General features: G+C 54.5%; 20 protein-coding genes. 3 read left to right on the top strand and 17 right to left on the bottom strand.

Annotated elements, in window-relative coordinates:
• Positions 1-117 precede the first annotated feature (117 nt).
• The 4 genes from HMPREF2541_RS00755 to HMPREF2541_RS00770 all read right to left on the bottom strand — a co-directional run bounded on the left by HMPREF2541_RS00755 (position 118) and on the right by HMPREF2541_RS00770 (position 2998).
• A complete protein-coding gene (locus HMPREF2541_RS00755; RefSeq protein WP_035580311.1) occupies positions 118-636 on the bottom strand; it encodes a GbsR/MarR family transcriptional regulator in 519 nt (172 codons plus the stop codon).
• 150 nt (positions 637-786) lie between these two features.
• Complete coding sequence (locus HMPREF2541_RS00760) at positions 787-1575, bottom strand: competence/damage-inducible protein A (RefSeq protein ID WP_003822668.1); 789 nt, start codon at positions 1573-1575, stop codon at positions 787-789.
• Positions 1576-1716: 141 nt separating this feature from the next.
• Positions 1717-2313, bottom strand: coding sequence for a hypothetical protein (locus HMPREF2541_RS00765; protein WP_070541277.1), 597 nt, complete (start codon positions 2311-2313; stop codon positions 1717-1719).
• A 37-nt stretch (positions 2314-2350) separates the two neighbouring features.
• Entirely contained in the window at positions 2351-2998 is a 648-nt protein-coding gene (locus HMPREF2541_RS00770; RefSeq protein WP_003822666.1) for an HAD family hydrolase, read from the bottom strand.
• Positions 2999-3253: 255 nt separating this feature from the next.
• Between HMPREF2541_RS00770 and lolA the strand changes: the two genes are divergently transcribed.
• Positions 3254-3871 (top strand): outer membrane lipoprotein periplasmic chaperone LolA, encoded by a 618-nt coding sequence (lolA, locus tag HMPREF2541_RS00775; RefSeq protein WP_049258767.1) that lies wholly within the window; start codon positions 3254-3256, stop codon positions 3869-3871.
• A gap of 211 nt (positions 3872-4082) precedes the next feature.
• Here lolA and HMPREF2541_RS00780 read toward each other — a convergent pair whose 3' ends face one another.
• From HMPREF2541_RS00780 to HMPREF2541_RS00825, 10 genes are all read right to left on the bottom strand, one after another.
• Positions 4083-5102, bottom strand: coding sequence for a DUF4238 domain-containing protein (locus HMPREF2541_RS00780; protein ID WP_070541279.1), 1020 nt, complete (start codon positions 5100-5102; stop codon positions 4083-4085).
• A 27-nt stretch (positions 5103-5129) separates the two neighbouring features.
• Positions 5130-7916 (bottom strand): DNA polymerase I, encoded by a 2787-nt coding sequence (polA, locus tag HMPREF2541_RS00785; protein WP_070541281.1) that lies wholly within the window; start codon positions 7914-7916, stop codon positions 5130-5132.
• Between the two features lie 342 nt (positions 7917-8258).
• Positions 8259-9005 carry a hypothetical protein gene (locus HMPREF2541_RS00790; protein ID WP_003822657.1) on the bottom strand — a complete coding sequence of 249 codons (747 nt, stop codon included), beginning with the start codon at positions 9003-9005 and terminating at the stop codon, positions 8259-8261.
• Positions 9006-9281: 276 nt separating this feature from the next.
• On the bottom strand, positions 9282-10064 hold the full coding sequence (locus HMPREF2541_RS00795) for a cytochrome c1 (protein WP_049258764.1): 783 nt from the start codon (positions 10062-10064) through the stop codon (positions 9282-9284).
• A 13-nt stretch (positions 10065-10077) separates the two neighbouring features.
• Complete coding sequence (locus tag HMPREF2541_RS00800) at positions 10078-11670, bottom strand: cytochrome b (RefSeq protein ID WP_049258763.1); 1593 nt, start codon at positions 11668-11670, stop codon at positions 10078-10080.
• A gap of 16 nt (positions 11671-11686) precedes the next feature.
• Complete coding sequence (petA, locus tag HMPREF2541_RS00805) at positions 11687-12280, bottom strand: ubiquinol-cytochrome c reductase iron-sulfur subunit (RefSeq protein ID WP_003822653.1); 594 nt, start codon at positions 12278-12280, stop codon at positions 11687-11689.
• 302 nt (positions 12281-12582) lie between these two features.
• On the bottom strand, positions 12583-13332 hold the full coding sequence (locus HMPREF2541_RS00810; protein ID WP_003822652.1) for a Nif3-like dinuclear metal center hexameric protein: 750 nt from the start codon (positions 13330-13332) through the stop codon (positions 12583-12585).
• 179 nt (positions 13333-13511) lie between these two features.
• Positions 13512-14696, bottom strand: coding sequence for an SGNH/GDSL hydrolase family protein (locus HMPREF2541_RS00815; RefSeq protein WP_003822651.1), 1185 nt, complete (start codon positions 14694-14696; stop codon positions 13512-13514).
• Between the two features lie 19 nt (positions 14697-14715).
• A complete protein-coding gene (locus HMPREF2541_RS00820; protein ID WP_141744159.1) occupies positions 14716-15762 on the bottom strand; it encodes an SGNH/GDSL hydrolase family protein in 1047 nt (348 codons plus the stop codon).
• Positions 15763-16211: 449 nt separating this feature from the next.
• A complete protein-coding gene (locus tag HMPREF2541_RS00825) occupies positions 16212-17648 on the bottom strand; it encodes an MBOAT family O-acyltransferase (RefSeq protein ID WP_003822647.1) in 1437 nt (478 codons plus the stop codon).
• 298 nt (positions 17649-17946) lie between these two features.
• On the opposite strand from HMPREF2541_RS00825, the gene brnQ reads away from it, so the two are divergent.
• The gene (gene brnQ / locus HMPREF2541_RS00830) at positions 17947-19278 is read left to right on the top strand and encodes a branched-chain amino acid transport system II carrier protein (protein ID WP_003822646.1); all 1332 of its coding nucleotides are present in this window, start codon (positions 17947-17949) and stop codon (positions 19276-19278) included.
• A gap of 173 nt (positions 19279-19451) precedes the next feature.
• On the opposite strand, the gene HMPREF2541_RS00835 is transcribed toward brnQ, so the two are convergent.
• The 3 genes from HMPREF2541_RS00835 to rph form a co-directional block, all read right to left on the bottom strand.
• Positions 19452-20351 (bottom strand): Dyp-type peroxidase, encoded by a 900-nt coding sequence (locus HMPREF2541_RS00835; protein ID WP_049258758.1) that lies wholly within the window; start codon positions 20349-20351, stop codon positions 19452-19454.
• Between the two features lie 125 nt (positions 20352-20476).
• Positions 20477-21085 (bottom strand): glutathione S-transferase family protein, encoded by a 609-nt coding sequence (locus HMPREF2541_RS00840; protein ID WP_003822643.1) that lies wholly within the window; start codon positions 21083-21085, stop codon positions 20477-20479.
• A gap of 248 nt (positions 21086-21333) precedes the next feature.
• Positions 21334-22068, bottom strand: a complete 735-nt coding sequence (gene rph, locus HMPREF2541_RS00845) for a ribonuclease PH (RefSeq protein WP_035580064.1) — start codon at positions 22066-22068, stop codon at positions 21334-21336.
• A 241-nt stretch (positions 22069-22309) separates the two neighbouring features.
• On the opposite strand from rph, the gene HMPREF2541_RS00850 reads away from it, so the two are divergent.
• Positions 22310-22870: a pseudouridine synthase gene (locus tag HMPREF2541_RS00850; RefSeq protein ID WP_070541283.1), complete on the top strand. Its 561-nt coding sequence runs from the start codon at positions 22310-22312 to the stop codon at positions 22868-22870.
• Positions 22871-22916: the final 46 nt, after the last annotated feature.

Here is a 22916-nt window from a genome sequence, read left to right on the forward strand (position 1 = left end):
TAAAAATTTAGCGGAATCATCCGCATAAATTTAAGAAGTTACATCCCTCAGGCAAGGCTACCTGAAAATATCCGGTAATGTTTCAGGTAGCCCTATTTATCTTACCTGCAAACTACTTCAACGGAAAAATTTCTGAATCCCCGCGCCCAGCTTCAAAATCTTCACCATGGTGCCGGTGGAGAGTTTCAGCATTTCATTGGCCCAGATGGTAAGGGTGCTGATGAAGTCGTGGGTTTGCTGGATTTTCTGCTGCACGGCCTCGTTTTCCTGCGCGAACTCCGGGCTGTCGATTAAGGTTTGCAAAAACTGCCGGGTGGGCTCGATTTCGCGCTGCATCCGCACTTCGGCAATGGTACGGAATAGCGTCCACACGTCATCCGAAGTGGTGAAATGGTCGCGCCTGTCGCCCATGATGTGCACGGTGTGCACCAATAGCAAGCCTTGCAATTCTTTAATGCTGTTGGAAACATTGGAACGAGCCATACCCAGTGTTTCGCAAATTTCTTCGGCATTCATCGGCCGCCCGATGATATACAGCAGCGCATGGATCTGCGCCACGCTGCGGTTCACGCCCCACTTGGAGCCCATCTCGCCCCAATGCAGGATAAATTTTTCAGTGGTCGGATTCAGTTTCATAGTGCGGCAGAGTTTATTTGCATCTTTAATTTCTGTCAATACAGAAATTATGAAATATTTTTCAGGTAGCCTTTTATGGCCGTGTTTTAGCCATAAAAATTTCAGGTAGCCAATCATACTGCAGGCTACCTGAAACTGATTTCTTTCTACTTACACGCCTTCCGGTGCCAGCTCGATTTGGGTGGCGCCCTGCTCTTTCAAGCCGGCTTCGGCTTCCTGCCAGGCCTGATTTAGCTGTGTGCAGGCTTCGCCTTCGGCTTTGAGGCCGAATAGCAGTCGGTAGCGCTGCTGAGCGGTGGGGGTGGCGGGCAGGCTGAAACTGCGGATGCCGGGGTAGCGCTGTTCAATGCTAGCCATCAGGGCGCTGATACGGGATTCGGGCAAGTCGATCCAAGCGCTGATGCTGCGGCGTTCGGTTTGGTGCTGGAGATGGGCGTAGTATTCGTCGAGTGCCCAAGCGGCCATGGGCTGTGCCATTACGGGAAAGCCGGGTAGAAAGTAGTGTTCGCGGATGGAAAAGCCGGCGATGTTGTTGTAGGGATTGGGAATCAGGCTGCTGCCTTGGGGAAACTCGGCCATGCGCAGGCGGATTTGGTGGCCGTGGCTGTCGAGGCTGTCGCCGTGTTTGAGGGATACGGCTTCGATGTTGGCGGCAGCCTGCGGGTGCAGTATCAGCGGTAAGCCAAGGGCTTCGGCAGCAGCTTGGCGAGTGTGGTCATCGGGCGTGCTGCCAATGCCGCCGGTAACAAAGGTGGGCAGGCCTTCGGCAAAGCTTTGGCGCAGGCGGTGGATAAGGATTTGGCGGTTGTCGGGCAGGTATTGCACAGAATCGAGCAGCAGGCCGCGCTCTTTGAGTAGCTGTTTGAAAAAGGCAAAGTGTTTGTCTTGGCGGCTACCGTGCAGGATTTCGTCGCCGATGATGATAAGGGAAAAGGACATGAGTTTTCCTTAGGAAGGCAGGCTACCTGAAACTATGATCGATGCTTTCAGGTAGCCTCTATGCAAATAACAGGCTACCTGAAAACTGGATTGCTGCTTGAGCTTCTCTAGAAGCCTATGCTTTCAGCCAGCCTTTGCTGCTTAATAGCTGGTGCCTGGCATCGGGCAATATTGGATGGACGCGGGGCGGGTGGGATGTACTTCGCCATTGGCCTGCGGCAGGATTTCCACTACAGCCACATCGCAGCCTTCGCCGCCGCGCGAGTATTGCACTTCATAATCCTTACCCGCCTGCGGGGTGAGGCTGGCGGCAAGTCGGCAGCGATCCACACGGCCAAGGGTTTCAGTGGAAAACGCGCCATCGAGCACCAACGCTTTGCCAGCAGGCACTACAAATTCTTTATACGACTCGCGGAACACCACGCCGGTATCGGCATTCACGGTGTTGCTGCGCTGAGTGGTAGGCATGCCCACCGAAAGGTTGCGGATACGGCGCGGCAGGCCGCCGGTGAAACGGGTATGACGGCGGCGGCCTTGTTTTTCTGCCCATTGCTCGCAGGTGCTATTTGGAATCATACGTACCACATCGCGGCCGTATTGGCCGTAGATGCGTAGCCGTGCCTGGTTTTGCGCGTTATACGGCACTTCGCGGTGCACGATTTGCGATTTCTGCGACATAAAACAGCCGCTCAAAGCCAGTGCGGCACAAATCGGCAGCAATAAACTGATTTTCTTCATAAGACGTTCTCCGTTGGGTAAAAGTTAAGCTATTCGGCTACAGCAAATCCAAAATCTGCCCGGGCGCATCCAGCCGCGCATCAGCCGGCCATTCGTGCACCGGGTCGCTCTCGGCAATGTAGCCCCAGTTGGCCAAGGCAGTCGCCATCCCAGCGTTTTTGCCCGCCACCATATCGCGCTCGGCATCGCCCACATACAGGCAACGCTCCGGCGCAATACCGATTTGCCGGCAGGCATGATGCATCGGTAACGTGCTGGGTTTGGATTCGGCACAAGTATCACCGCTCACCACCACCGCAGGCGGGGCAATGAAGCCCAGTTCGGGCACGAGCAGGCTGGTGAAACGGTGCGGCTTGTTGGTGATGATGCCCCAGGCAATACTGCGGCGGGCGAGCTGCTCGAGCATGGGGTTGATGCCTTCAAACAGCACGGTTTCATCGCAAAAACCGTGCTCGTATTCGGCCAAATATTCCTGCCGCCAGCGCGGGTGGTCGGGATGGCCTTTTTCAATACCGGTGCCCAGCTTAATCAAATAGTTGGCGCCGTGGCTGGCCACCGGCCGGATTTGCGCCATCGGCACGGCAGGCAGCCCGTTTCTAGCCAAGAGGCGGTTGAGCGCCCCGCCCAAATCGAGCGCCGTGTCGGCCAATGTGCCGTCTAAATCGAATAATACAGCTTGAATCATAAGGTTCTCCAAAGAAGGCGGAAGGCTACCTGAAAAGTATCTGGCGCAACCTTTACTACCGCTTACCGCAGCCGCGAATTATAGCTCAGGAATAAAATCCGGTTAAAAATTTGCCGCCCTACCCCACCTAATACCTTGCTCTAGCGGAGAAATCCTGTTTCAGCGCCGTCTTTACAATTCCAACCGCCCTGCCCCGCCGCGCCCAAGCTGGTACAATGCGCCGCATTCCGTTTTGATTCGCACAAAGGAAAAACGATGAAAACCCAAACCTTCCGCCTGGCCGCCGCAGCAGTTTTAGCTATGGCTATCGGCAGCGCCCAAGCCGGCGGCATCGAAGCCCTGCAAAAATTCAACGCCGACACCGACGGCATCAGCGGCAGCTTCAGCCAAAGCGTACAAAGCCGCAACAAAACCCGCAATGCCCAAGGCCGCTTCAGCATCCTGCGCCCCGGCCTCTTCAAATGGGAATATACCAGCCCCTACAAACAAACCATCGTAGGCGACGGCAGCCACATTTGGCTCTACGACATCGACTTGGCACAAATCACCAAAACCGCGCAAAACCAAGCCATCGGCGATAGCCCCGCCGCCATCCTTTCCAATAAAGACGCCCTCTCCGCCAGCTACACCCTGAAAGAAGACGGCTCCGCCGGCGGCATCGACTACGTATTGGCCACGCCCAAACGCTCCAACGCCGGCTACCAATACATCCGCCTTGGCTTCAAAGGCGACGACTTGGCCGAAATGCGCCTAAAAGACAGCTTCGGCAACCAAACTACCATCAAATTCAACAACCTGAATACCCGCCCCAACCTCTCCCGCAGCCAATTCCGCTTCACCCCGCCGCAGGGTGTGGATGTGCTGACGCAGTAAGGGCAGTTGAATGCTTGAAACAAAAAGAAAGGCTACCTGAAAGTTTCAGGTAGCCTTTTGGGTTAAATAATAAACTGGAAGATTTTATTCAATTAAAGTTCGCAAGTTATAATATACATTAAATGCGAGCATAGGAAATCTGGTGTATCAAAACTCAATTATGATTTACTGAATCATTCAAAGGAGACTTTACTATTAAATCCAGTATATCCTATTCATTTAAAACTTCTCTTATAATCGAGTCTGCTTGACATCTTGATAAAATACTAGCAAATGATCCTATCTGTTTACAATATTTTTCTGCAATATCCTTGTCTGATGATATAAAAAACTCTAATGAACAAGAAGAAATAAAATTCCTAATTTCTTCGATTGAATACTCATGACTTCTATCACTTGAACCAATCAAGTAAGTATTACTATCTAAAGGCATAACAAGTAATCGTATCTTATCATCTTTATCATAAAACGGCTTTTGTATACCTAATGAGTTTATAAATACAACAATAGAATCTCCTAAAATTAATATCTCTTTTGTCTTAATAATTCTAAAATTTAGCCTAGAAAAAATATTAATCTTCTCCTCTGGTGCAATTGTTTCTTTTAGTGTTTTTAAATGTATTTCTTTTATTTTGTTATTTATAATTTGTGAAGAAAATTCCTGCCTCAACTGTGTAGCCATTATAGACATAACGCTATCGGGCAGATAATAAAGCAATAAATTTGGATCTTTTTGAATAGTTCTTGTCAATATTTTCTTTTGTTTATTTGAAATCTGAACCTTATCAATTATATCTTTAATAAATTTTCTATCTCTTTTTATTTTCCTAACTAAATAATCATAAAATAAAGTCTTATTTTCAAAAGTATCAGAAATAGCTTGGACTATATTTTTTATAGCTTGGGAAAAATTTACCCTTAGGCTTCTATTTCTAATTTCAAAGTGGGCAACTAATTTAGCAGCCACTTCTCCAGATACAGGGGTATTATTATCATATTTTTTTAAGCTATTAACTGTTTTTGATATTATCTCCTCTTCTTTGGTTATAAGTTCATCAACAATTATATTATTTTCTTTTGTATAGAAATATCCTTCCACACCAACATTTTGTATATTCGATTGATATGGATTTCTATCTACTCTAGCCACCCAAGTTTTTGCTCCATTTTTTTCAATCGTGAACCCTCTTTGTAGGAATTGCGGAATATAGTGTTGCCTTTTTCCTGCCATGTTTTTATACCTCAATCTCTATTCATCTCAATGCGCCTCTTCCCAATTCATCCCCACGCCCACTTCAGCCACCAGCGGCACGTTCAACATCCCCTCATCCACTTTCGCCATAATTTGCGGCAGTTTCTCTTTCACTAAATCCAGCTCGGCTTCGGGTACTTCCAACACCAGTTCGTCATGCACCTGCATAATCAGTTTGCTTTGTAAGAGGTCGTCTGAAAGCCAGCGGGATACGTCTATCATGGCGCGTTTGATGAGGTCGGAGGCGGTGCCTTGCATGGGGGCGTTGATGGCGGCGCGTTCGGCTCCGGCGCGGGCGTTGGCGTTTTTGTTGCGGATGTCGGGCAGGTAGAGGCGGCGGCCGAACAGGGTTTCGACGTAGCCTTGCGCGGCGGCTTGTTCTTTGGTGCGCTGCATGTATTCGGCGACGCCGGGGTAGCGGGCGAAGTAGCGGTCGATGAAGGTTTTGGCGGACAGGTTGTCTATGCCCAATGATTTCGCGAGGCCGTATTGGCCCATGCCGTAAATGAGGCCGAAGTTGATGGTTTTGGCGTAGCGGCGTTGTTCGGGCGAGACGTTTTCGGGGGCGATGCCGAATACTTCGGCGGCAGTGCGGCGGTGTACGTCTTCGCCGTTTTGGAATGCGGCGATGAGGGTTTTGTCGCCGGAGAGGTGCGCCATGATGCGCAGCTCGATTTGGGAATAGTCGGCGGAAACGATGACGCTGCCTTGCGGTGCGGTGAAGGCGCGACGCACGCGGCGGCCTTCGGCGGTGCGGATGGGGATGTTTTGCAGGTTGGGGTTGTTGCTGGCGAGGCGGCCGGTAATGGCGACGGCTTGGGCGTAGGTGGTATGCACACGGCCGTCTTTGGGGGAGATCATTTCGGGCAGTTTGTCGGTGTAGGTGGATTTGAGTTTCGCCAGGCTGCGGTTTTGCAAGATGATTTTGGGCAAGGGGTAGTCGGGCGCGAGCTGTTCGAGCACGGCTTCGTTGGTGGAGATGCCGCCTTTGGCGGTTTTTTTCAGGCCTTTGGTGGGGATGCCCATTTTGTCGAACAGGATTTCTTGCAGCTGTTTGGGCGAGTTGAGGTTGAACGGCTGGCCTGCGGCGGCATAGGCTTCCTGTTCGAGCTTCATCAGCTCGGCGCCGAGTTCCGCACTTTGGCGGGCGAGTTCGGCGCGGTCGATTTGCACACCGTTGCGTTCCATTTCAAACAATACCTGCGCGACGGGCAGCTCCATTTTTTCATACATTTCAAGCTGTTTGGCGTCCATCTGCGCGCGCAGGTGCGCGTCGAGGCGCAGGGCGAAATCGGCGTCTTGGGCTGCGTATTCGGTTGCCTGCTCGATGGCGACGTCGGCAAAACCGATTTGCTTCGCGCCTTTGCCACATAGCGATTCGTAGGTAATGGTTTCCAAACCGAGCCAGCGTTCGGACAATTCGTCCAAACCGTGTCCGAGATGACTCTCGATGATGTAGGAAGCGAGCATGGCGTCGCCGGCAATGCCGTTCAGGGCGATGCCGTAGTTGGCGAAAACGTGTTGATCATATTTGAGGTTTTGCCCGATTTTTTTCAGGGCGGGGTTTTCCAAATGCGGTTTCAGACGACCTAATACGTCCTGCAAATCAAGCTGTTCAGGCGCGGCGGTCAGGCTGTGACCTACGGGGATGTAAACCGCTTCGCCTGCTTGGAATGCGATGCTGATGCCGACCAGCGCGGCGTTCATCGCGTCTAGGGAAGTGGTTTCTGTATCAATGCCGATTTTGCCCGCCTGCGACAGTTTGTCCAACAAAGCGGCAAACTGCGCTTCGGTGGTAACGGCTTGATAATCCAGCTTTTCGGGTGCAACGGCTTTTTCAGGTAGCCTTTCAGACGACGTTTCCATGTCCAACGCCGCCTGTTCGCCTATCGTATCGCTGCCGAACAAATCGCCGTCCGCCGCTTCGTGCATACGGCTTTCCGCTTCTTTCAGCCAAGTGCGGAAGCCCCAGCGTTTGAAATCGACCGCAAGCTGCGACCATTTCGGCGAAGTGCGGCGCAGGCTTTCGAGGCCGTCTGAAAGCTCCGAATGCAAGTCCACATCGGTTTTAATCGTCACCAAATCATACGACAGCGGCAGTTGGGGCAGCGCGGCTTGCAGGTTTTCGCCGACCTTGCCCTTGATTTCCGCAGCGTGCTCCATCACACCAGCCAGCGAGCCGTAGGCTTCCAGCCACTTCACCGCTGTTTTCGGGCCGCACTTCTCCACGCCCGGCACATTGTCCACCTTGTCGCCCATCAGCGCGAGATAATCACGGATTTGGTCGGGGCGCACGCCGAATTTCTCCTTCACGCCTTCAATGTCCAGCGTTTCGCCGCTCATCGTGTTCACCAGCGTTACGCGCTCGTTCACCAGCTGCGCCATGTCCTTATCGCCGGTGGACACCACCACATTCCAACCTGCTTCGCCTGCCATCGCCGCCAGCGTGCCGATAACGTCGTCCGCCTCCACTTGCGGAATGACCAACACCGGCCAGCCCATCAGCCGCACCAAATCCGGCAAGGCTTCCGCCTGCGGGCGCAAATCGTCCGGCATCGGCGGGCGCGTCGCCTTATAGTCGGGGAACATCTCGTGGCGGAAATTCTTGCCCTTCGCATCAAACACCACCGCGCAATAATCATGCACATAATCCGCCCGCAGACGGCGCAACATGTTCAACACGCCGTAAAGCGCGCCCGTCGGCGCACCGTCAGGCGCGGTCAATTGCGCCATTGCATGATACGCGCGGTAAAGATAAGAAGAGCCGTCAACGAGGAGAAGGGTTTTGCGCATTTGGGCAACCGTTTTTGTGAAATGAAAACAGCGGGATTATAGCGCACAATAAGCAGGCTACCTGAAAGCCAGCCAAAACCAGACGACAGATTGCAACTAGCCTTTGGCGGGTGGAGGAAAGGCTACCTGAAAACAGCGGCGATGGGGTTCAGGTAGCCTTTTCTAGAGTAGATGACGAATTTGCTTTGTATTCAACAGATGCCTTTCAGCAGCAGGCAGAGTGGCAACGCCGCCCTACTCCGGAAGCAAGCTAAAGATTGGTTGAAAAAGGCTCATCGGGCAAAGTTACAGCAACGCGAACACTATACAGCGCAAATTGCTCGCTTGGTTTTCAGGTAGCCTTCAAGCCAGCCAGTCGTAGCATTGCTCCCACAGCAGGGTTTCTTCCGGCTTTTCGCGGCCGGCCAGCAAGGCTTGCTCAAAAGCGTGGCGAAAGGTGGCACGGGTGTGCGGGGCGGCGAACCAGACGGAAAGTTTGGTGACTAGATGCTCACGATGCGGGCGATGGTCGGGGAGATAACAGGCTTTATCCCAGTCTGGTTCGTTTGCGCCATAGGGTATGGTCAGATACAGGCTGATAAATTCGCGCAGGGCGTTGGTTTCAGAAGCAGATTTCGTCCACAGGGCGAGTAGCTCATCGGTTACGTCGAGACCTGCAAAGTGGAACATGACGAGCCACGTGGACAGGCAGCCTTCGTAGCGTGGAGCAGCGATTTGGTGTGCAAACCAGGCGGCAGCAAAACGGTGTAGCCAGCGGATTTCATCTTCCAGCCAGCATTCAGGCAGGTCGCAGCGCAATTTGTCGAGCAGCATTTCATCGAGAGAACGCACATCTTCATCGTTTACCAAGGCCTGCAAAATGCGCGGCAGGAAATGCTTCATATCGCGCGCTGTGGCGGCTTCGTCTGCCAGCGGTACACTGCCCAAATAGCCGGCCAAGTTGTTAGCGGGAATCTCGCGCAGCCGATAACTTAACAGCTCGTGCTGGCAGTCTTCGGGCATGCAGCATGCGCAGGTGCAGATGTTGAGTGGGAAATGAACCGTATAAGGGGCGAACAGCCGGTAGGCTTCTTCGATGAGGTCTTGCATTCGGTGGCTCTTTGGTGAAGTTTCAGGTAGCCTGAATTGCTTGAAGGCTAGCTGGAATATGGCTGCTGTGATTTGAGGTATTTAGTATATCAGGCACTTTGGTGGATACCGTTATTCAGCCTTTAGCTTGCTTGGCTGATGGTTTACGATTTCAGGTAGCCTGAACTGGTTTGAGACTAGCTGAAACCAAACTGCCGTTCTGGTTTTTCAGGTAGCCTTTTCTCACGAACAAAAACGCAGGCTGTTGCCAACCTGCGTTTCTTGATGCGGTACTGCTTAGTGCACGTCTTTCCAGTATTCCTTTTTCAGGAAGTAGGCCAACGGCAGCATGATGGCAAACAGGAACAGCAACACGCCGTAGCCGATTTGTTTGCGTTGCAGCTGCGCGGGTTCGCCCATATACACCAGATAGGCAACGAGGTCTTTGGCGTAGCGGTCGAACTCTTTGGCGCTCACTTCGCCGTTAGGCAGGCGGCGGCTATGCAGGCCGGTGGCTTCCCAATACAGCTTGGGCACCAGGTTGCCGTGTTCGTCTTTCACCATTACGGGCTGGCCTTTGCTGTCGAGCTCCACTGCGCGGATACCCTGCTGCTCCCACAAGGGGTGCGGCATGCCGACTTTGTCGAACACCAGGTTGTTCCAGCCGGTTGGGCGACTCGGGTCTTTGTAGAAGCCACGCAAATAGGCGTAGAGGTAATCCGCACCGCGCGAACGGGCAATCAGGGTTAAATCCGGCGGCTCGGCACCAAACCAGCGTTTGGCATCTTCCGGATTCATGGCAGACTGCATCACATCGCCGGTTTTATCGGTGGTGAACATCAGATTTTTGCGGATTTCGTCTTCACTCAAGCCCAAGTCCTGCAAGCGGTTGTAGCGCATGCCGCTGGCCGAATGGCAGGAAAGGCAGTAGTTGGCGAAAATTTGTGCGCCGCGTTGCAGGCTCACTTGGTCGCCCAAGTCGATATCTACATGTTCGTAGTGGCCGCCGCCGGAGGCGTTGGCACTTAGCGGCAAGGCCAACATCAGCGCGGCCAGCCAGTTTTTCCATTGTTTTTTCATTTCGCCGCTCCTGTTAAATGCTGTTGGCAAACAGATACGCACCCGCCAATGTAATGGCTGCATACACAAAGAACATGATTTTTTGGCGGGTAGTGCTCATGGTTACACGTTCCGGCACTGCTTGATCCGCATTCAGCTTGGTATTCAGCAGCGTGCCAACAAAGAAGAAGGCCATATACAGTACTGAGAACACACGGATCAGCAGGGTTTGAATTTGGAACGGGTCGGCGAAAAACAGGCGAGCAAGCAGGTATAGATCGTAAATACTCACCAGCACTGCAATCAGCATCACGCCGCCCACCCAGCCTGCGGCAAACAGCGCAGCCAATGGACGAGAGCGCAGCTGCTGTTTAAACGCAGCCAGGCTCGGACGCTCAGGGCTGGTGTAAATCGGCATGCCGAGGAAGAACAGGAAATAGAAAATCGTGAACGATTGGGCAATTTCTGTTCTGAGATCAGTAGCCACTTGCGCACCGAGAATACCTAAACCGATGAAGGCAATCAGGAACAGCACCAGCATGGTTTTGAAGGTGGTGTTGCGGTAGCGCACGGATTTCACCGGCGAGCGATCAAGCCAAGGCAGGAGGGCAATCAGAATCACTGCCGCACCCATGCCGATCACACCCCACACCTGCGTGCCGGCAAACGAGGGGATGGCGCGCAAAATGGCGTAGAACGGAGTGAAATACCACACCGGAGCAATGTGTGCCGGGGTTTTCAGCGAGTTGGCCGGATCGAAGTTGGGGGCTTCGAGGAAGTAGCCACCGCCTTCAGGGGCAAAGAACATGATGGAGCAGAATACAATTAGGAATACCACCACGCCCAAAATGTCTTTCACGGTGTAATACGGATGGAAAGGGATGCCGTCGAGCGGGATACCGTTTTCATCTTTCAGCTTTTTAATTTCCACGCCGTCTGGGTTGTTGGAACCCACTTCATGCAGTGCAATCAGATGTGCCACCACCAGGCCAACCAGCACCAGCGGCACAGCAATCACGTGCAAGGCGAAGAAGCGGTTGAGCGTAACGTCGGAAACGTTAAAGTCGCCGCGAATCCAAGTGGACAAATCCGGGCCGATTACGGGGATGGCGCCGAACAGATTAATGATTACCTGCGCACCCCAAAACGACATTTGGCCCCAAGGCAGCAGGTAGCCCATAAAGGCCTCTGCCATCAGGGCGAGGAAAATCAGCGCGCCGCACACCCACACGAGTTCGCGTGGTTTTTTGAACGAGCCGTAAATCAGGCCGCGGAACATGTGCAGATACACCACGATGAAGAACATCGAGGCGCCGGTAGAGTGCATATAGCGGATAATCCAGCCGCCGGACACATCGCGCATGATGTATTCCACTGCGGTAAACGCAGCAGGCAGATGGTATTGGTTCAAGTTACCGTCTGGCTTGTAGTTCATGGTGAGGAAGATGCCGCTGACAATTTGAATCACCAGCACCAGCAAGGCCAGCGAACCGAAGAAATACCAAAAATTGAAGTTTTTCGGTGCGTAATATTCGGTTACGTGTTCCTTCATCATTCTAGAAAGGGGGAAACGCGCGTCCACCCAATCGAGCAATGCTTTGGCTTTATTATTGGTTTGATTGGTCATGATTTGTTCCCCGGTATCAGCCGTCTTCGCCCACACGGATGGTGGTTTCAGACAGGTATTTATAAGGAGGAATCACCAGATTGGACGGTGCTGGCACGCCTTTGAACACGCGGCCGGCCAAGTCGAATTTGGAGCCGTGGCAGGGGCAGAAGAAACCGCCCTTCCAGTTCGCACCCAAATCGGCAGGAGCGAGGTCGGGACGGAAAGTGGGCGAGCAACCCAAGTGGGTACAAATACCGATGGCCACCCAGATATTATCTTTGCCTTTAATGGAGCGCAGTTCGTTTTGGCAGTATTCCGGCTGCTGGTCGGCAGCAGTGGAGGAGGGATCGACCAATTCAGCGTTTAAGGAAGGCAAATCCTTCAACTGCTGCTCGGTGCGGTTGAGCACCCAGATTGGTTTGCCGCGCCATTCGGCGGTAACCAACTGGCCGGCTTCGATTTTGCTCACATCGATGTCGATCGGCGCACCGGCCGCTTTAGCCTTTTCCGAAGGGAAAAAGCTGGCAACGAAAGGCGTGGCTACCCCTAGTGCGCCCACGCCGGCGGCGCCGGCAGTGGCCAGCACTAAAAAGCGCCGCCGTTCCTGATTGATTTCTTGGTTAGTCATTACTCAATCATCCTAATACTCTGAAAATCCGAAATACTGAGGCCTTTGCACAACAGCCGTTGTGGCACCGCAGGGCGGTAAACTTTGCAAAGGCCTCAATGCTGCCAATAACGCAGCGGCGTGATTTTACCTTAATCTAAATCAACACTTAAAGCAATATTTGAAATAAAGTAAAGATTTGTCTTACCACGGCAGGTTGCGTGGGCATAAGTGCAACAATGCAACAGCTTATTCACATGATAAAAATACAGCCAAAGGCTACCTGAAAAACAAAATGTAAAGATTACACTGCCCAGTTCAACTCAAGCCGGATTATCTTCATCAAAGAACAAGCATTCCAGCGGCCACTCTTGTTGCAGCCGTGCCGACAGCGCTTGGATGCCGTAACGTTCGGTAGCATGGTGGCCGGCACTCACAAACAGCACGCCATTTTCCTGCGCCAAATGATATTGCGCTTCAGAAATCTCGCCGGTAACGAAGGCATCTGCGCCCATATCGATTGCCTGTTGGAAAAAGCCCTGTGCCCCGCCGGTACACCAAGCCAGCTTACGCACCGGTCGCGACAAATCACCGGCAGATACCGGTTGGCGCCCCAAACGTTCAGCCAGGTTAGCCAGCAGCGCATTGCCGTCTGCCTCTGCCTCTGGTGTGCCGAACATAAGTAGGTTTTGCTCACCGGCTTGGCCTTCTATGTGCCACCCCATGCGTACTGCCAGCTGAGCGTTATTACCCAGTTCAGGGTGGGCATCGAGCGGCAGGTGATAACCGACCATATTGATGTTGTGCCGGATAAGTGTGGCGATGCGGCGGTGTTTCCAGCCGGTAATGGTAATCGGCTCGCTTTTCCAAAACAGGCCGTGGTGCACCAGGAGCATATCGGCATTCTGCACCACGGCATAATCGATGGCAGCCTGGCTGGCGGTAACGGCACACACGATTTTGCGTACCTCTTCCCGCCCTTCCACCTGCAGGCCGTTGGGGGCATAGTCGTGGAATTCGGCAGTGCGCAAGAATTCGTTGCACCAGCGGATAATGTCTTGGCGTTTCGGCATGGTTGGGCTCCGTAGCGAATGGGTAATTGGCCTATTGTATTTTCAGGTAGCCTTGGATGTATTGCAGGCTACCTGAAAATATTGCTTGGGTTACACCGGATTGATTGAACTGCAATTAACTTGTTAATTGGCTTTCAGGTAGCCTCTTATCTGAGGCTACCTGAAATCGGTGTGGCGGGTTATTTATTAGCCAGTTTGATGAGGTCGTCGGCCAGCTTGCCGGCAGCGGTTTGGTAGCCTTGGGCGGTGAAGTGTACACCGTCGCGCGCGCCTAAACCTTGTGCCATCCAGCTTTTCATACTACACGCACCGCCCATGGCGGCCTGCCATGACCAATACAGGATTTGCTCCTGCTGTGCTACGTCGCGTTGCATTTGCTGCATGGCATCCAGATAAGGCGGGCGTTGGCCGCATTGGCCATGCCGCCCTTTAAGCGACTCGGGTGCGCCGATAATCAGGATGCCGGCACCGGGCAGCGCTTCGCGGATTTTGTGGATGGTATCGGCCCAAATACGCTTGGTTTGCACCATATCGAGGTGGCTGTTAAACGCTTCGTTGGTACCGTAGGCCAGGATAACCAAATCAGCTTGGGTGGCAGACAAATCCTGCTGCCAATCGGCACGCCAGCCGCTCCATTGCGAGAGCTGCGAGCCGTTGATGCCCATGGCGGATACGATTACACCGGGGCGGTTGTTTTCAATGTTGATGTGGCCGATTTCCCAAATATCGCCGGCTTGGGCGCGGTAACTGAGCGGCAGCCGGGAGGTGAAGGAGAAATACTGCCAAGCGTTACTGCCGAGGTTGGGCAGAGAGGCAACTTGGCTGCCTTGCGAATCGTGTACTTTGAGCTCGCTGTCGGCAAACACGGGGCGGGCAGTGATGGTGATCTGCTGGGCTTCGCCGATGGGGGTGCGTGGATTAACGGTTACGCTGCCACCGCCGCCGGAGGAGCGGTTGAGAATGCCGCCCAGCGGAAAATCGGCACGGGCATTGCGGTTGCTCAACACCTGCCAACCGCTGCTGCTATGCAGCACTTGGGCATTACGCTGGCCGGATACGGTGTTGGGATACACCCAGCCGATGCCGCCATCGCCCCACTGCTGCTGCAAACGGGTGCGCAATTCGTTGGTAAAGTAGTCGCCGGCGGTATGGGAGTCGCCCAGCTGGATGATACGGAATTTCACGTCGCCGCCACGGTTAAGCCGTTGCAGCTTGTCGAGCCACACAGGCTGCCAGCTGCCGTAGTTAGTAAGCTCGGCTTTTTCAGGCGTGCCTTGGGCGGCGGTTTCGGCGCTGCAGGCCTGGCAGGCGAGCAGGCAGGCGGTCATCAAGGCCAGCTTGCGGCCTTTTTTGGAAAACAACATTACTCTAGCTATCCTTCAATTATGATTTTCCACTCGCCATCACGGTTTCGGAGGCGGCAGGGGTGGCTGGCGCAACGGCATTGGCAGGTCGGTAGTCGATACGGCCTGCTATCTGGTCGGCCAGAAACTGTTGTCCCTTTATGGTGAAATGAATACCGTCTTTGCTGCGCAAGCGGACGGTTTGCCCGTTGATGATGATGCTGTCGCGGTATTGCCCGTCTTCGCCGCCCATGATTTTATCGGTGGGCAGCCAGATGGTTTTCCCGGCCAGCTCGCTGGCAAACAGGCTGTCTAGGTAGCGCATTTGGGCATTGAGTCGGCTGCTCTTCATCAGCGGCACGCCCAGCCAAATAATCTGCACATCGGCAGCCTTGGCGGCTGTCACAATGCGTTCGATACGCTGTCGGTACACCTGTTCCCATTCTGGGCTTTGGAATTTCAGGTAGCCTCGAGTGCCCGGTTCGGGATTGGGGAAATCCCAAGGGTCGTTCGGCCCCAGGAACACCACCAGCAACCTGATTTTTTGATCTTCCCGCAAGGTTTTTTCTATAGTAGCCGGCCAGTCGAAGAAGCTGGGATAGGACAGCCCGGTGCTTTGGCGGCTGAGGTTGAGCGAATCGATGCCGTATTGGCTGCTCAACCATCTTTGTACATGCGGCGCTACGCCTTCCATCATAGAATCGCCGGCAAAAAATACTTTGTCGCCAGCCGAAAGCTGCACGCGCTCCGGCAGCGGTTTGGACGCAGTGTTTTGCGCTACAACTGGCGCAGAAGCAGGCTTAGCCTCAGCCTCAGAAGGCACGGTAGGTTCAGTAGGCAATACTACTATACTCGGTGGCGCATGCTCGGCGGTATGCTGCTGGCGCCAGCTTTCATTTTTGGTTTCCAGCCAGCTTAAGGCGGCCTCGTGCCGCTCTAGAGCAGCCTGTTGCCAATGGCTGCCACTGCGCCACCAGCCGTAGTCGTTTAATTTTTCCAAGGGGCTGGCGCGGTGGTAGGTTTGTTGCCAATAGGCATTGATGGAATCTTGGCTGAACCACACCGTGAGCAGCGCAGTAAGCAGCATGGCCACATATAGCCGCCACACCGGCGAAGCAGGCTTGTTTTGTTTATCCGATGCTGGACTGGACAGACTGGCAGCATCTGCTACGGGGCGGGCGGTTTTGGCCGGCCGTACGGTAGCATATTGCGCAGATTTTGGTTTACGCTGTGGCGCTTTATGCCCTGCTCTGGTTGTTTGGCCTGAGGCTACCTGAAAACGAGAGGACGATATAGTCTCAGCTTTAGCCGCTTTGGCTGCAGGTTTAGTTTTCTGTTGGGCTGCGGCCTTAGCCTGCGATTCGGGTTTGGCTGCAACTTGCTCCGGCATCGATACCGGCAACTCCAACTGCTCTGGGCGTTTTTCCACGCTCAATTTACGGCGGGCAGCTTGATCGCGGTGTTTGTGCTTATTGGCTCTGCGCTTGGCTTTACTGGGATTCATGACTGCTTAATCCTTTCTTATTATTATAGTTATTAAAAGTTAGCATACATAAAGCCGGGGATGCCGGAAGGAGCAAACACCATCAGCAGCCACATCGCAGCGCCCATCGGCAGCGGCCATGTCCACATCGGCAGGCGTTCCAACAATGCCACTGCACCATTAAACAGCTTGGCCAAGAGGCCATATGCAGCCAGCGCAAACACCATTGCACCCAGTACCAGCAGGGTTTCAAACTCCGGTACGCCGCTGCCGCCACCACCGAACAACGAACGGAACATCAGCCCGGCATCAGCCAGACTGGCAGTGCGGAATACCACGAAGGAGAGGCAGACGAAGTTTACGGTAAACAGCACTGCCACTAGCTTGCCAAAGCGGGATGAGCCGGATAATTTCTCTCGCCCGCCCAAAATCTTGTCGCCGATATTCAGCCCGACCAGCACCACGCCGTGCAACGCGCCCCACAGCAAAAAATTCCAGCCGTGGCCGTGCCAAATGCCGGAGAGCAGCATGGCAATCATCAAATTGATTTGCGTGCGCCACCAGCCTTTGCGGCTGCCGCCCAGCGGGATATAGATGTAGTCGCGAATCCAAGTGGAGAGCGTGATGTGCCAACGGTCCCAGAAGTCGCGCAGATTAAACGCGCGCAGCGGCATGGCGAAGTTTTGCGGCAGCTGAAAGCCGAGCAGCATGGCCATGCCCACCACTAAATCGGTGTACCCGGAAAAATCCATAAACAGCTGAACGGTATAGCCATACATCGCGGTGAGCACCGTGATGGCATCGTATTGCAGCGGATTTTCAAATACCGGGTCTACCCAGTTGCCGCCCAGCGCCCCGGCCAGCCACCATTTTTTGCAGATACCCAGCACAATCAGGCCGATAGCCAATGCCGGGCGGATGATAACGCGCGGCTGTTCGCTGCGGATTTGCGCTGCCATGCCGCCGTCTGTGCCGTAGATGCTTTTTAATTGGCCGGCACGGGCAATCGGACCGGAAGTAATGGTGGGGAAAAAGCTGAAATACAGCAAAAGCTCGCGCCATTTGAGCCGCACATCTTCATTGCGGTAGAGCGACACCAAATAAGCCACGCCTTGAAAGGTGTAGTAGGAAATGCCCAGCGGCATCAAAATGCCCAACGCCGCATCTTGCCCGCCGCGCTGCAACAGTGGCAGGAAGAAATCTACATATTTGAAAAATGACAAATTCAACACCGCCAACAGCACGCCTGCCGCGAGCCATCTGCGCCGAACCGCCTGCGCTTTGCCTTGCGATAAACCGGCCGCAATCAGCGTAACCCCCAGCGAAAACACCAACACCGCCACAGCGAAGCCCCAGTGCAAATGCCACAGCCAACCCAAACCGGCAAACAGCAACAGCCAATTCTGCCAGCGCGGATGCTTGGCTAACAGCCAATAAACGGGGAAGAAGCACAGGAAAAAGGCAGCAAATTCGATAGACAGCAGCGGCATAAAATCAGCGCAAGGAAAGAAAGGGTTAATTCGTCGGCGAAAGTGTCAGATTATACTGTTTCCCGCTGTCGGGATAAAGCGTTTTACATATCTTGCTCCATGCAAACCAGGTTTCAGATAAACCCTTTTTTCAGGTAGCCTCAAGCTGGTAAGAGGCTACCTGAAAACATCGGCTTCAACGAAGTAAAAATCCATTTACCTCACCGCCCTACCCCTTTAGCAGCTGATTCGGTATCATAACGCCTTTTTACCTCGGCTCTCGGCTCTATACAAGCAATAGCAGCCCGCTAGAAAACTCATGAATAAGAACACCTTTATTATCGGCTTTATGCTGTTCGCCATCTTTTTTGGCGCCGGCAACCTGATTTTCCCGCCCACCCTCGGCCTCAATAGCGGCCCCGAATTCTGGAGCACCCTCCTCGGCTTCGTAATCACCGGCGTCGGCCTGCCGCTGTTAGGCATCGTGGTAAGCGCTTTCTACCATAACGGCTACAAAACCGCCCTCACCCGCATCCACCCTTGGTTTGCCGTCATTTTCCTGATGGCGATTTATCTCACCATCGGCCCTTTCTTCGCCATCCCGCGCACCGGCGCCACCTCCTACGAAATGGCCGTGTTGCCCTTTATCGGTGAAGCCGGCCGCACCTCGCTTCTCGCCTTCACCGTGGTTTACTACGCCGTCACCCTGTGGCTGAGCCTGAACCCCTCCAAAATGGTCGAGCGCATCGGCGCCATCCTCACCCCTGCCCTGCTCATCGCCATCCTTGCCCTGATCGGCAAATCCGTGTGGTGGCTCTACGGCAATCCGCCCACCATGCCGGCTGCCAACTTTGGCGACCAATCCGCCTTCTTGGCCGGTTTTATCGGTGGCTACCAAACCATGGACGTGCTTGCCTCCGTGGCCTTTTCCGTAATTGTGATCAACGCCATTAAGGCCAAAATGCCGGCGGATCAGCGCGATAACCAAGTGGTGATGAAGCAAACTTTTGTGGCCGGCATCATCGCCGCCGTATCGCTGGCTATTATTTATGTCGGCCTGGCCTGGGTGAGCAACCGTCTGCCCGTGTCGCCCGACACCCTGGCCGACCTGTCTGCCAAACAGCAAGACATCGGCTCCTTCCTGCTCAATACCGCCGCCTACCAAACCTTCGGCAGCTTCGGCCGTATCCTGTTCGGCATCATCGTTACCCTCGCCTGCCTCACCACCTCGGTCGGCTTGGTGACCGCCGTGGGCGAATTCTTCTACGGCCTGTTCCCGCGCATCCGCTACAGCAGCTACGTCATCGCCGTAACCCTCGTGAGCTTCATCCTGGCCAACCAAGGCTTGAGCGCCGTTATCGGCAAATCGGTGCCCGTATTGATGGTGCTCTACCCGATTGCCATGACCATCCTGCTGCTGCTGATTATCGACAACTTCATCCGCCCGATACCCCTGCTTGCCCACCGCCTCGCCACCGGCCTGGCTACCGCGGTTTCCATCCTCTCCGTGGCCGGCGCAGGCTTTACCGAGCAACTGCCGCTGAAAGCCTATTCGCTGGAGTGGCTGCCCTTCGCCCTGGCCGGGATTGTGCTCGGCAGCATCATCGGCAAAATGGCCCGCGGCAAGCCGGCTGATCAGGAAACAGTTTGATTAATTAGATTGCTTGATAGCGAGAAGTAAGGCTACCTGAAACAAACGTGGCGCTGTTCCGCAATGTTTTCAGGTAGCCTTTTCTACATAGCCCCCACATTCTTATCAAATTAAAGGCTACCTGAAATTCAGGTAGCCTTTGTATTGTCAACCAACCAAACCAATCCGCAGCATCACAGATCAGCCAAGCGCTCCACGCTCGGCGCGTAGTAGTAGGCACTACGCTTGGCGGTAGACATATGTTTCAGCAGCAGGTCGATTTTGTCGTCTTTTTCGCCGAACATGAATTTCAGTTGTTCGTCGATATTGTGCAGGCTGGCGCTGTAGGCGATGAATTGCAGGCCGTGCTCGCCGCTCACTTGGCCGAAAGGCAGGCTGCGGCGCACGATTTTCAGGCCGACGCCGTTTTCCTTGATGTTGGTGCGGCCCAGGTGCGAATCGGGCAAACGGTCTTCACGGGCAAATTCGATGTTATCGACTTTACTTCGGCCAACGGACTGTTCCTGCTCCTTCACGCTGATACTATCCCATTTTTGCAGGTCGTGCAGGTATTGTTGCAGCACCACATAGCTGCCGCCCGCGCTTTTCCCTTCGGCAATGATGCCGACGGAGGCGATTTCTTCGTCGCCGTGCGGGTTTTCTGTGCCGTCCACAAAGCCGTCTAACCCTCGCTCTTCCGGCATACGGAAGCCGTGGGTTTCGTTTTTCACCTCAAGCGATTGCCCGAAAACCGCCAGCACTTTTTCTGCCAACAAATAGTTCAGGCCGGTATGAGTGGATTGGATATGGATCATCACATCACACTGAGTAGCCGGACACAGGCCGTTGCCCAGCGGCACGAACGGGCGGATTTCTTCGCCTTCGCCGCTATGGTTCAGATCGCGCCAGAAGTCTGCACCGAAGGCGATGGTCATACCCAACTCGTGGCCGGGGAAACGGGTTTGGCAGTCGGCCAGCGCGGCGAGGACTTCGCGGCAGGCGGTTTTGACTTTGGCCGCATCGCGCACGTCGGCCTCGATATAAATGGCGGCGGTGATGGTTTCCGGGATGATGGCGGTTTGCGGGGTGTTCATACTGAGTTTCCTTTCTTGTTTCCCGATATGGTTTTGATAACGGATAGAGAGGCTACCTGAAAAACCGTAGCAGGAAATTTAGCTTCAGGTAGCTTATTGCCGTACCGACAGGAATACGGCTATGACTAAACCAAGCTCTGCCGCAGCTGCGCCAAGGTGGCGGGGCGGGTTTCCAAGTTTTCCGGCGACACGGCGCGCACGTCGGCGCGGGCGGTAAATTGTGCCAATGCCTTTTGGTTGGCAGGGCTGAGGTGGGGCTGCAAATCAGGCAGGCGGTATTGCATGAACACCAAGGCCATGCCCAGCGCGAGGTGGGCGACATCGCCGCTCTCGGCATCCAGCTGCGGGGCAGCGGCTAGGCCTCGGCTGCAGGCGGCGCGGGCGCGTTCGGTGAGCGGGTGGTCGGGGGTGTTTTCGGCTTTGAATTTTTGCAGACCGAAGAGTTTCACCAGCTGGTCGAGCAGGGAGAAGGCAAAGGCGGCGGTGGCGGTTTGCTCGGCGGTGCGCAGGGGGTGGCCGAGCAGGAAATCCAAGATAAACGGGCTGTTGCCGATCACGGTGTTGCTGTCGATTTGCAGAACGGGCACTTGGGAGAAGGGGTTGAGGGCTTGGAGCTCGGCGGGGTTTTCCCAAGGATTAGTATAGGCAATCTCGAAATCAAGATCATGCCGCGGCATGGCAGCAAGCAGGATAAGGCGGCCGTAGGGGGAAGTGGGGCTGGTGTAGAGTTTCATGGGTTTCTCTTGTTTGGATTATAGGTGGTTTTATAGTGAATTAAATTTAAACCAGTACAGCGTTGCCTCGCCTTGCCGTACTATCTGTACTGTCTGCGGCTCGCCTCCTTGTCCTGATTTAAATTTAATTCACTATAACTTCGTTGATACTGCACTTTCAGGTAGCCTGTTCGGTGTTGGGGCTACCTGAAAACGCCGCTTCACCGAAATTGCAATGGATGAGCCGTTAAACCGGCTTTCAGGTAGCCTTATCCGGCGGCGGCAATGGCGGCCTGCTGGTGTTGCAGCAACTCGACGATGCCTTTTTGGCCGAGCGCGAGCAGTTGGGTGAGTGCGGCGGGGCTAAAGGCATCGCCTTCGGCGGTGCCTTGGATTTCGATGATGTTACCGGAGGCGGTCATTACGAGGTTGATGTCGCTATCGCAACCGGAGTCTTCAGGGTAGTCCAAATCAAGCAGGGGCACGCCGCCGACGATGCCGAGCGATACGGCGGCCACGGCTTCGCGGATCGGGTTGTGCGCGAGTTTGCCCGCGGCCAAGAGCTTGCCAATGGCCAAATGCAGGGCGACGTATGCGCCGGTGATGCTGGCGGTGCGGGTGCCGCCGTCGGCTTGGATCACGTCGCAATCGATCAGGATTTGGCGTTCGCCCAGCTGGCTCAAATCTACGGCGGCACGCAGGGAGCGGCCGATTAGGCGTTGGATCTCCTGGGTGCGGCCGGACTGCTTGCCTTGGGCGGCTTCGCGGCGCATACGGCTGGCGGTGGAGGCGGGGAGCATGCCGTATTCGGCGGTTACCCAGCCTTGGTTTTTGCCGCGCAGAAAGGGCGGAACGGATTCGTCGATGCTGGCGGTGCAAATCACTTTGGTGTTGCCGCAGGCAATCAGGGCGGAGCCGTCGGCATGCGGCAGGAAATGGGGGGTGATGCTGACGGGGCGCAGTTGGTCGGCGGCGCGGCCGGTGCGGATGGGGGCTGGGGACATGGTATTCTCGCTATGTAGATGGGATTAGGCCTTGGCTTGGCAGAAACTTCGCTACGCTCCAATTTTGTTGCAGCTTGCGTTTTCAGGTAGCCTCAGTTCAGCCGAAGGCGATTATACCGCCGGATGGCTTGCGTTGCTTGGGAATACGGGTGTAGGCGGCTGGAATAGCTTTGATTCCGGCTATATAATCTAGCCATTTCGGCCTAAAAGGCTACCTGAAACCCCAGCCGGCCCGCGCACCATGTCTGATTTAATCGTTTTCAACAAGCCCTATGGGGTTATCTGCCAATTCAGCCCGCACGAGAAACACCGCTCGCTGAAAGAGTTTATCGGGCTGCCCGATGTTTATCCCGCCGGGCGGCTGGACACCGACAGCGAAGGCCTGCTGCTGCTCACGGCTAACGGCCGCCTGCAAGCCAAAATTGCCGATCCGCGCCACAAAACGGTGAAAACCTATTGGGCGCAGCTCGAAGGTAGCCCGGACGAAGCAAAACTGGATTTATTGCGGCACGGCGTAGATTTGGGCGATTTCGTTACCCGCCCGGCGCAGATCAGGCTACCTGAAAAATCGGAAACCGACCGCCTGTGGCCGCGTGTGCCGCCGATTCGGGTGCGCAAGAGTGTGCCGGATTTTTGGTTGGAAATCCGCATCAGCGAAGGCAAAAACCGCCAAGTACGCCGTATGACGGCCAAGGCGGGCTACCCCTGCCTGCGGCTGGTGCGCGTGGGCATCGGTCGGTTGGATTTGTGGCAGCTGGATCTGGCACCAGGTCAATGGCTGCCTGCACCGTGTTTGCCCTAGCTCAATATTCGGCGTAATGGCCGCACTCTCGGTATGCCGTTTGCTT

This window comes from Eikenella sp. HMSC061C02 (assembly GCF_001809035.1).
Classification (GTDB): domain Bacteria; phylum Pseudomonadota; class Gammaproteobacteria; order Burkholderiales; family Neisseriaceae; genus Eikenella; species Eikenella corrodens.

Coding starts and splice junctions, on each gene's coding strand:
- HMPREF2541_RS00755 (WP_035580311.1), bottom strand. CDS start 636: ATGAAACTGAATCCGACCACTGAAAAATTTATCCTGCATTGGGGCGAG.
- HMPREF2541_RS00760 (WP_003822668.1), bottom strand. CDS start 1,575: ATGTCCTTTTCCCTTATCATCATCGGCGACGAAATCCTGCACGGTAGC.
- HMPREF2541_RS00765 (WP_070541277.1), bottom strand. CDS start 2,313: ATGAAGAAAATCAGTTTATTGCTGCCGATTTGTGCCGCACTGGCTTTG.
- HMPREF2541_RS00770 (WP_003822666.1), bottom strand. CDS start 2,998: ATGATTCAAGCTGTATTATTCGATTTAGACGGCACATTGGCCGACACG.
- lolA (WP_049258767.1), top strand. CDS start 3,254: ATGAAAACCCAAACCTTCCGCCTGGCCGCCGCAGCAGTTTTAGCTATG.
- HMPREF2541_RS00780 (WP_070541279.1), bottom strand. CDS start 5,102: ATGGCAGGAAAAAGGCAACACTATATTCCGCAATTCCTACAAAGAGGG.
- polA (WP_070541281.1), bottom strand. CDS start 7,916: ATGCGCAAAACCCTTCTCCTCGTTGACGGCTCTTCTTATCTTTACCGC.
- HMPREF2541_RS00790 (WP_003822657.1), bottom strand. CDS start 9,005: ATGCAAGACCTCATCGAAGAAGCCTACCGGCTGTTCGCCCCTTATACG.
- HMPREF2541_RS00795 (WP_049258764.1), bottom strand. CDS start 10,064: ATGAAAAAACAATGGAAAAACTGGCTGGCCGCGCTGATGTTGGCCTTG.
- HMPREF2541_RS00800 (WP_049258763.1), bottom strand. CDS start 11,670: ATGACCAATCAAACCAATAATAAAGCCAAAGCATTGCTCGATTGGGTG.
- petA (WP_003822653.1), bottom strand. CDS start 12,280: ATGACTAACCAAGAAATCAATCAGGAACGGCGGCGCTTTTTAGTGCTG.
- HMPREF2541_RS00810 (WP_003822652.1), bottom strand. CDS start 13,332: ATGCCGAAACGCCAAGACATTATCCGCTGGTGCAACGAATTCTTGCGC.
- HMPREF2541_RS00815 (WP_003822651.1), bottom strand. CDS start 14,696: ATGTTGTTTTCCAAAAAAGGCCGCAAGCTGGCCTTGATGACCGCCTGC.
- HMPREF2541_RS00820 (WP_141744159.1), bottom strand. CDS start 15,762: ATGCTGCTTACTGCGCTGCTCACGGTGTGGTTCAGCCAAGATTCCATC.
- HMPREF2541_RS00825 (WP_003822647.1), bottom strand. CDS start 17,648: ATGCCGCTGCTGTCTATCGAATTTGCTGCCTTTTTCCTGTGCTTCTTC.
- brnQ (WP_003822646.1), top strand. CDS start 17,947: ATGAATAAGAACACCTTTATTATCGGCTTTATGCTGTTCGCCATCTTT.
- HMPREF2541_RS00835 (WP_049258758.1), bottom strand. CDS start 20,351: ATGAACACCCCGCAAACCGCCATCATCCCGGAAACCATCACCGCCGCC.
- HMPREF2541_RS00840 (WP_003822643.1), bottom strand. CDS start 21,085: ATGAAACTCTACACCAGCCCCACTTCCCCCTACGGCCGCCTTATCCTG.
- rph (WP_035580064.1), bottom strand. CDS start 22,068: ATGTCCCCAGCCCCCATCCGCACCGGCCGCGCCGCCGACCAACTGCGC.
- HMPREF2541_RS00850 (WP_070541283.1), top strand. CDS start 22,310: ATGTCTGATTTAATCGTTTTCAACAAGCCCTATGGGGTTATCTGCCAA.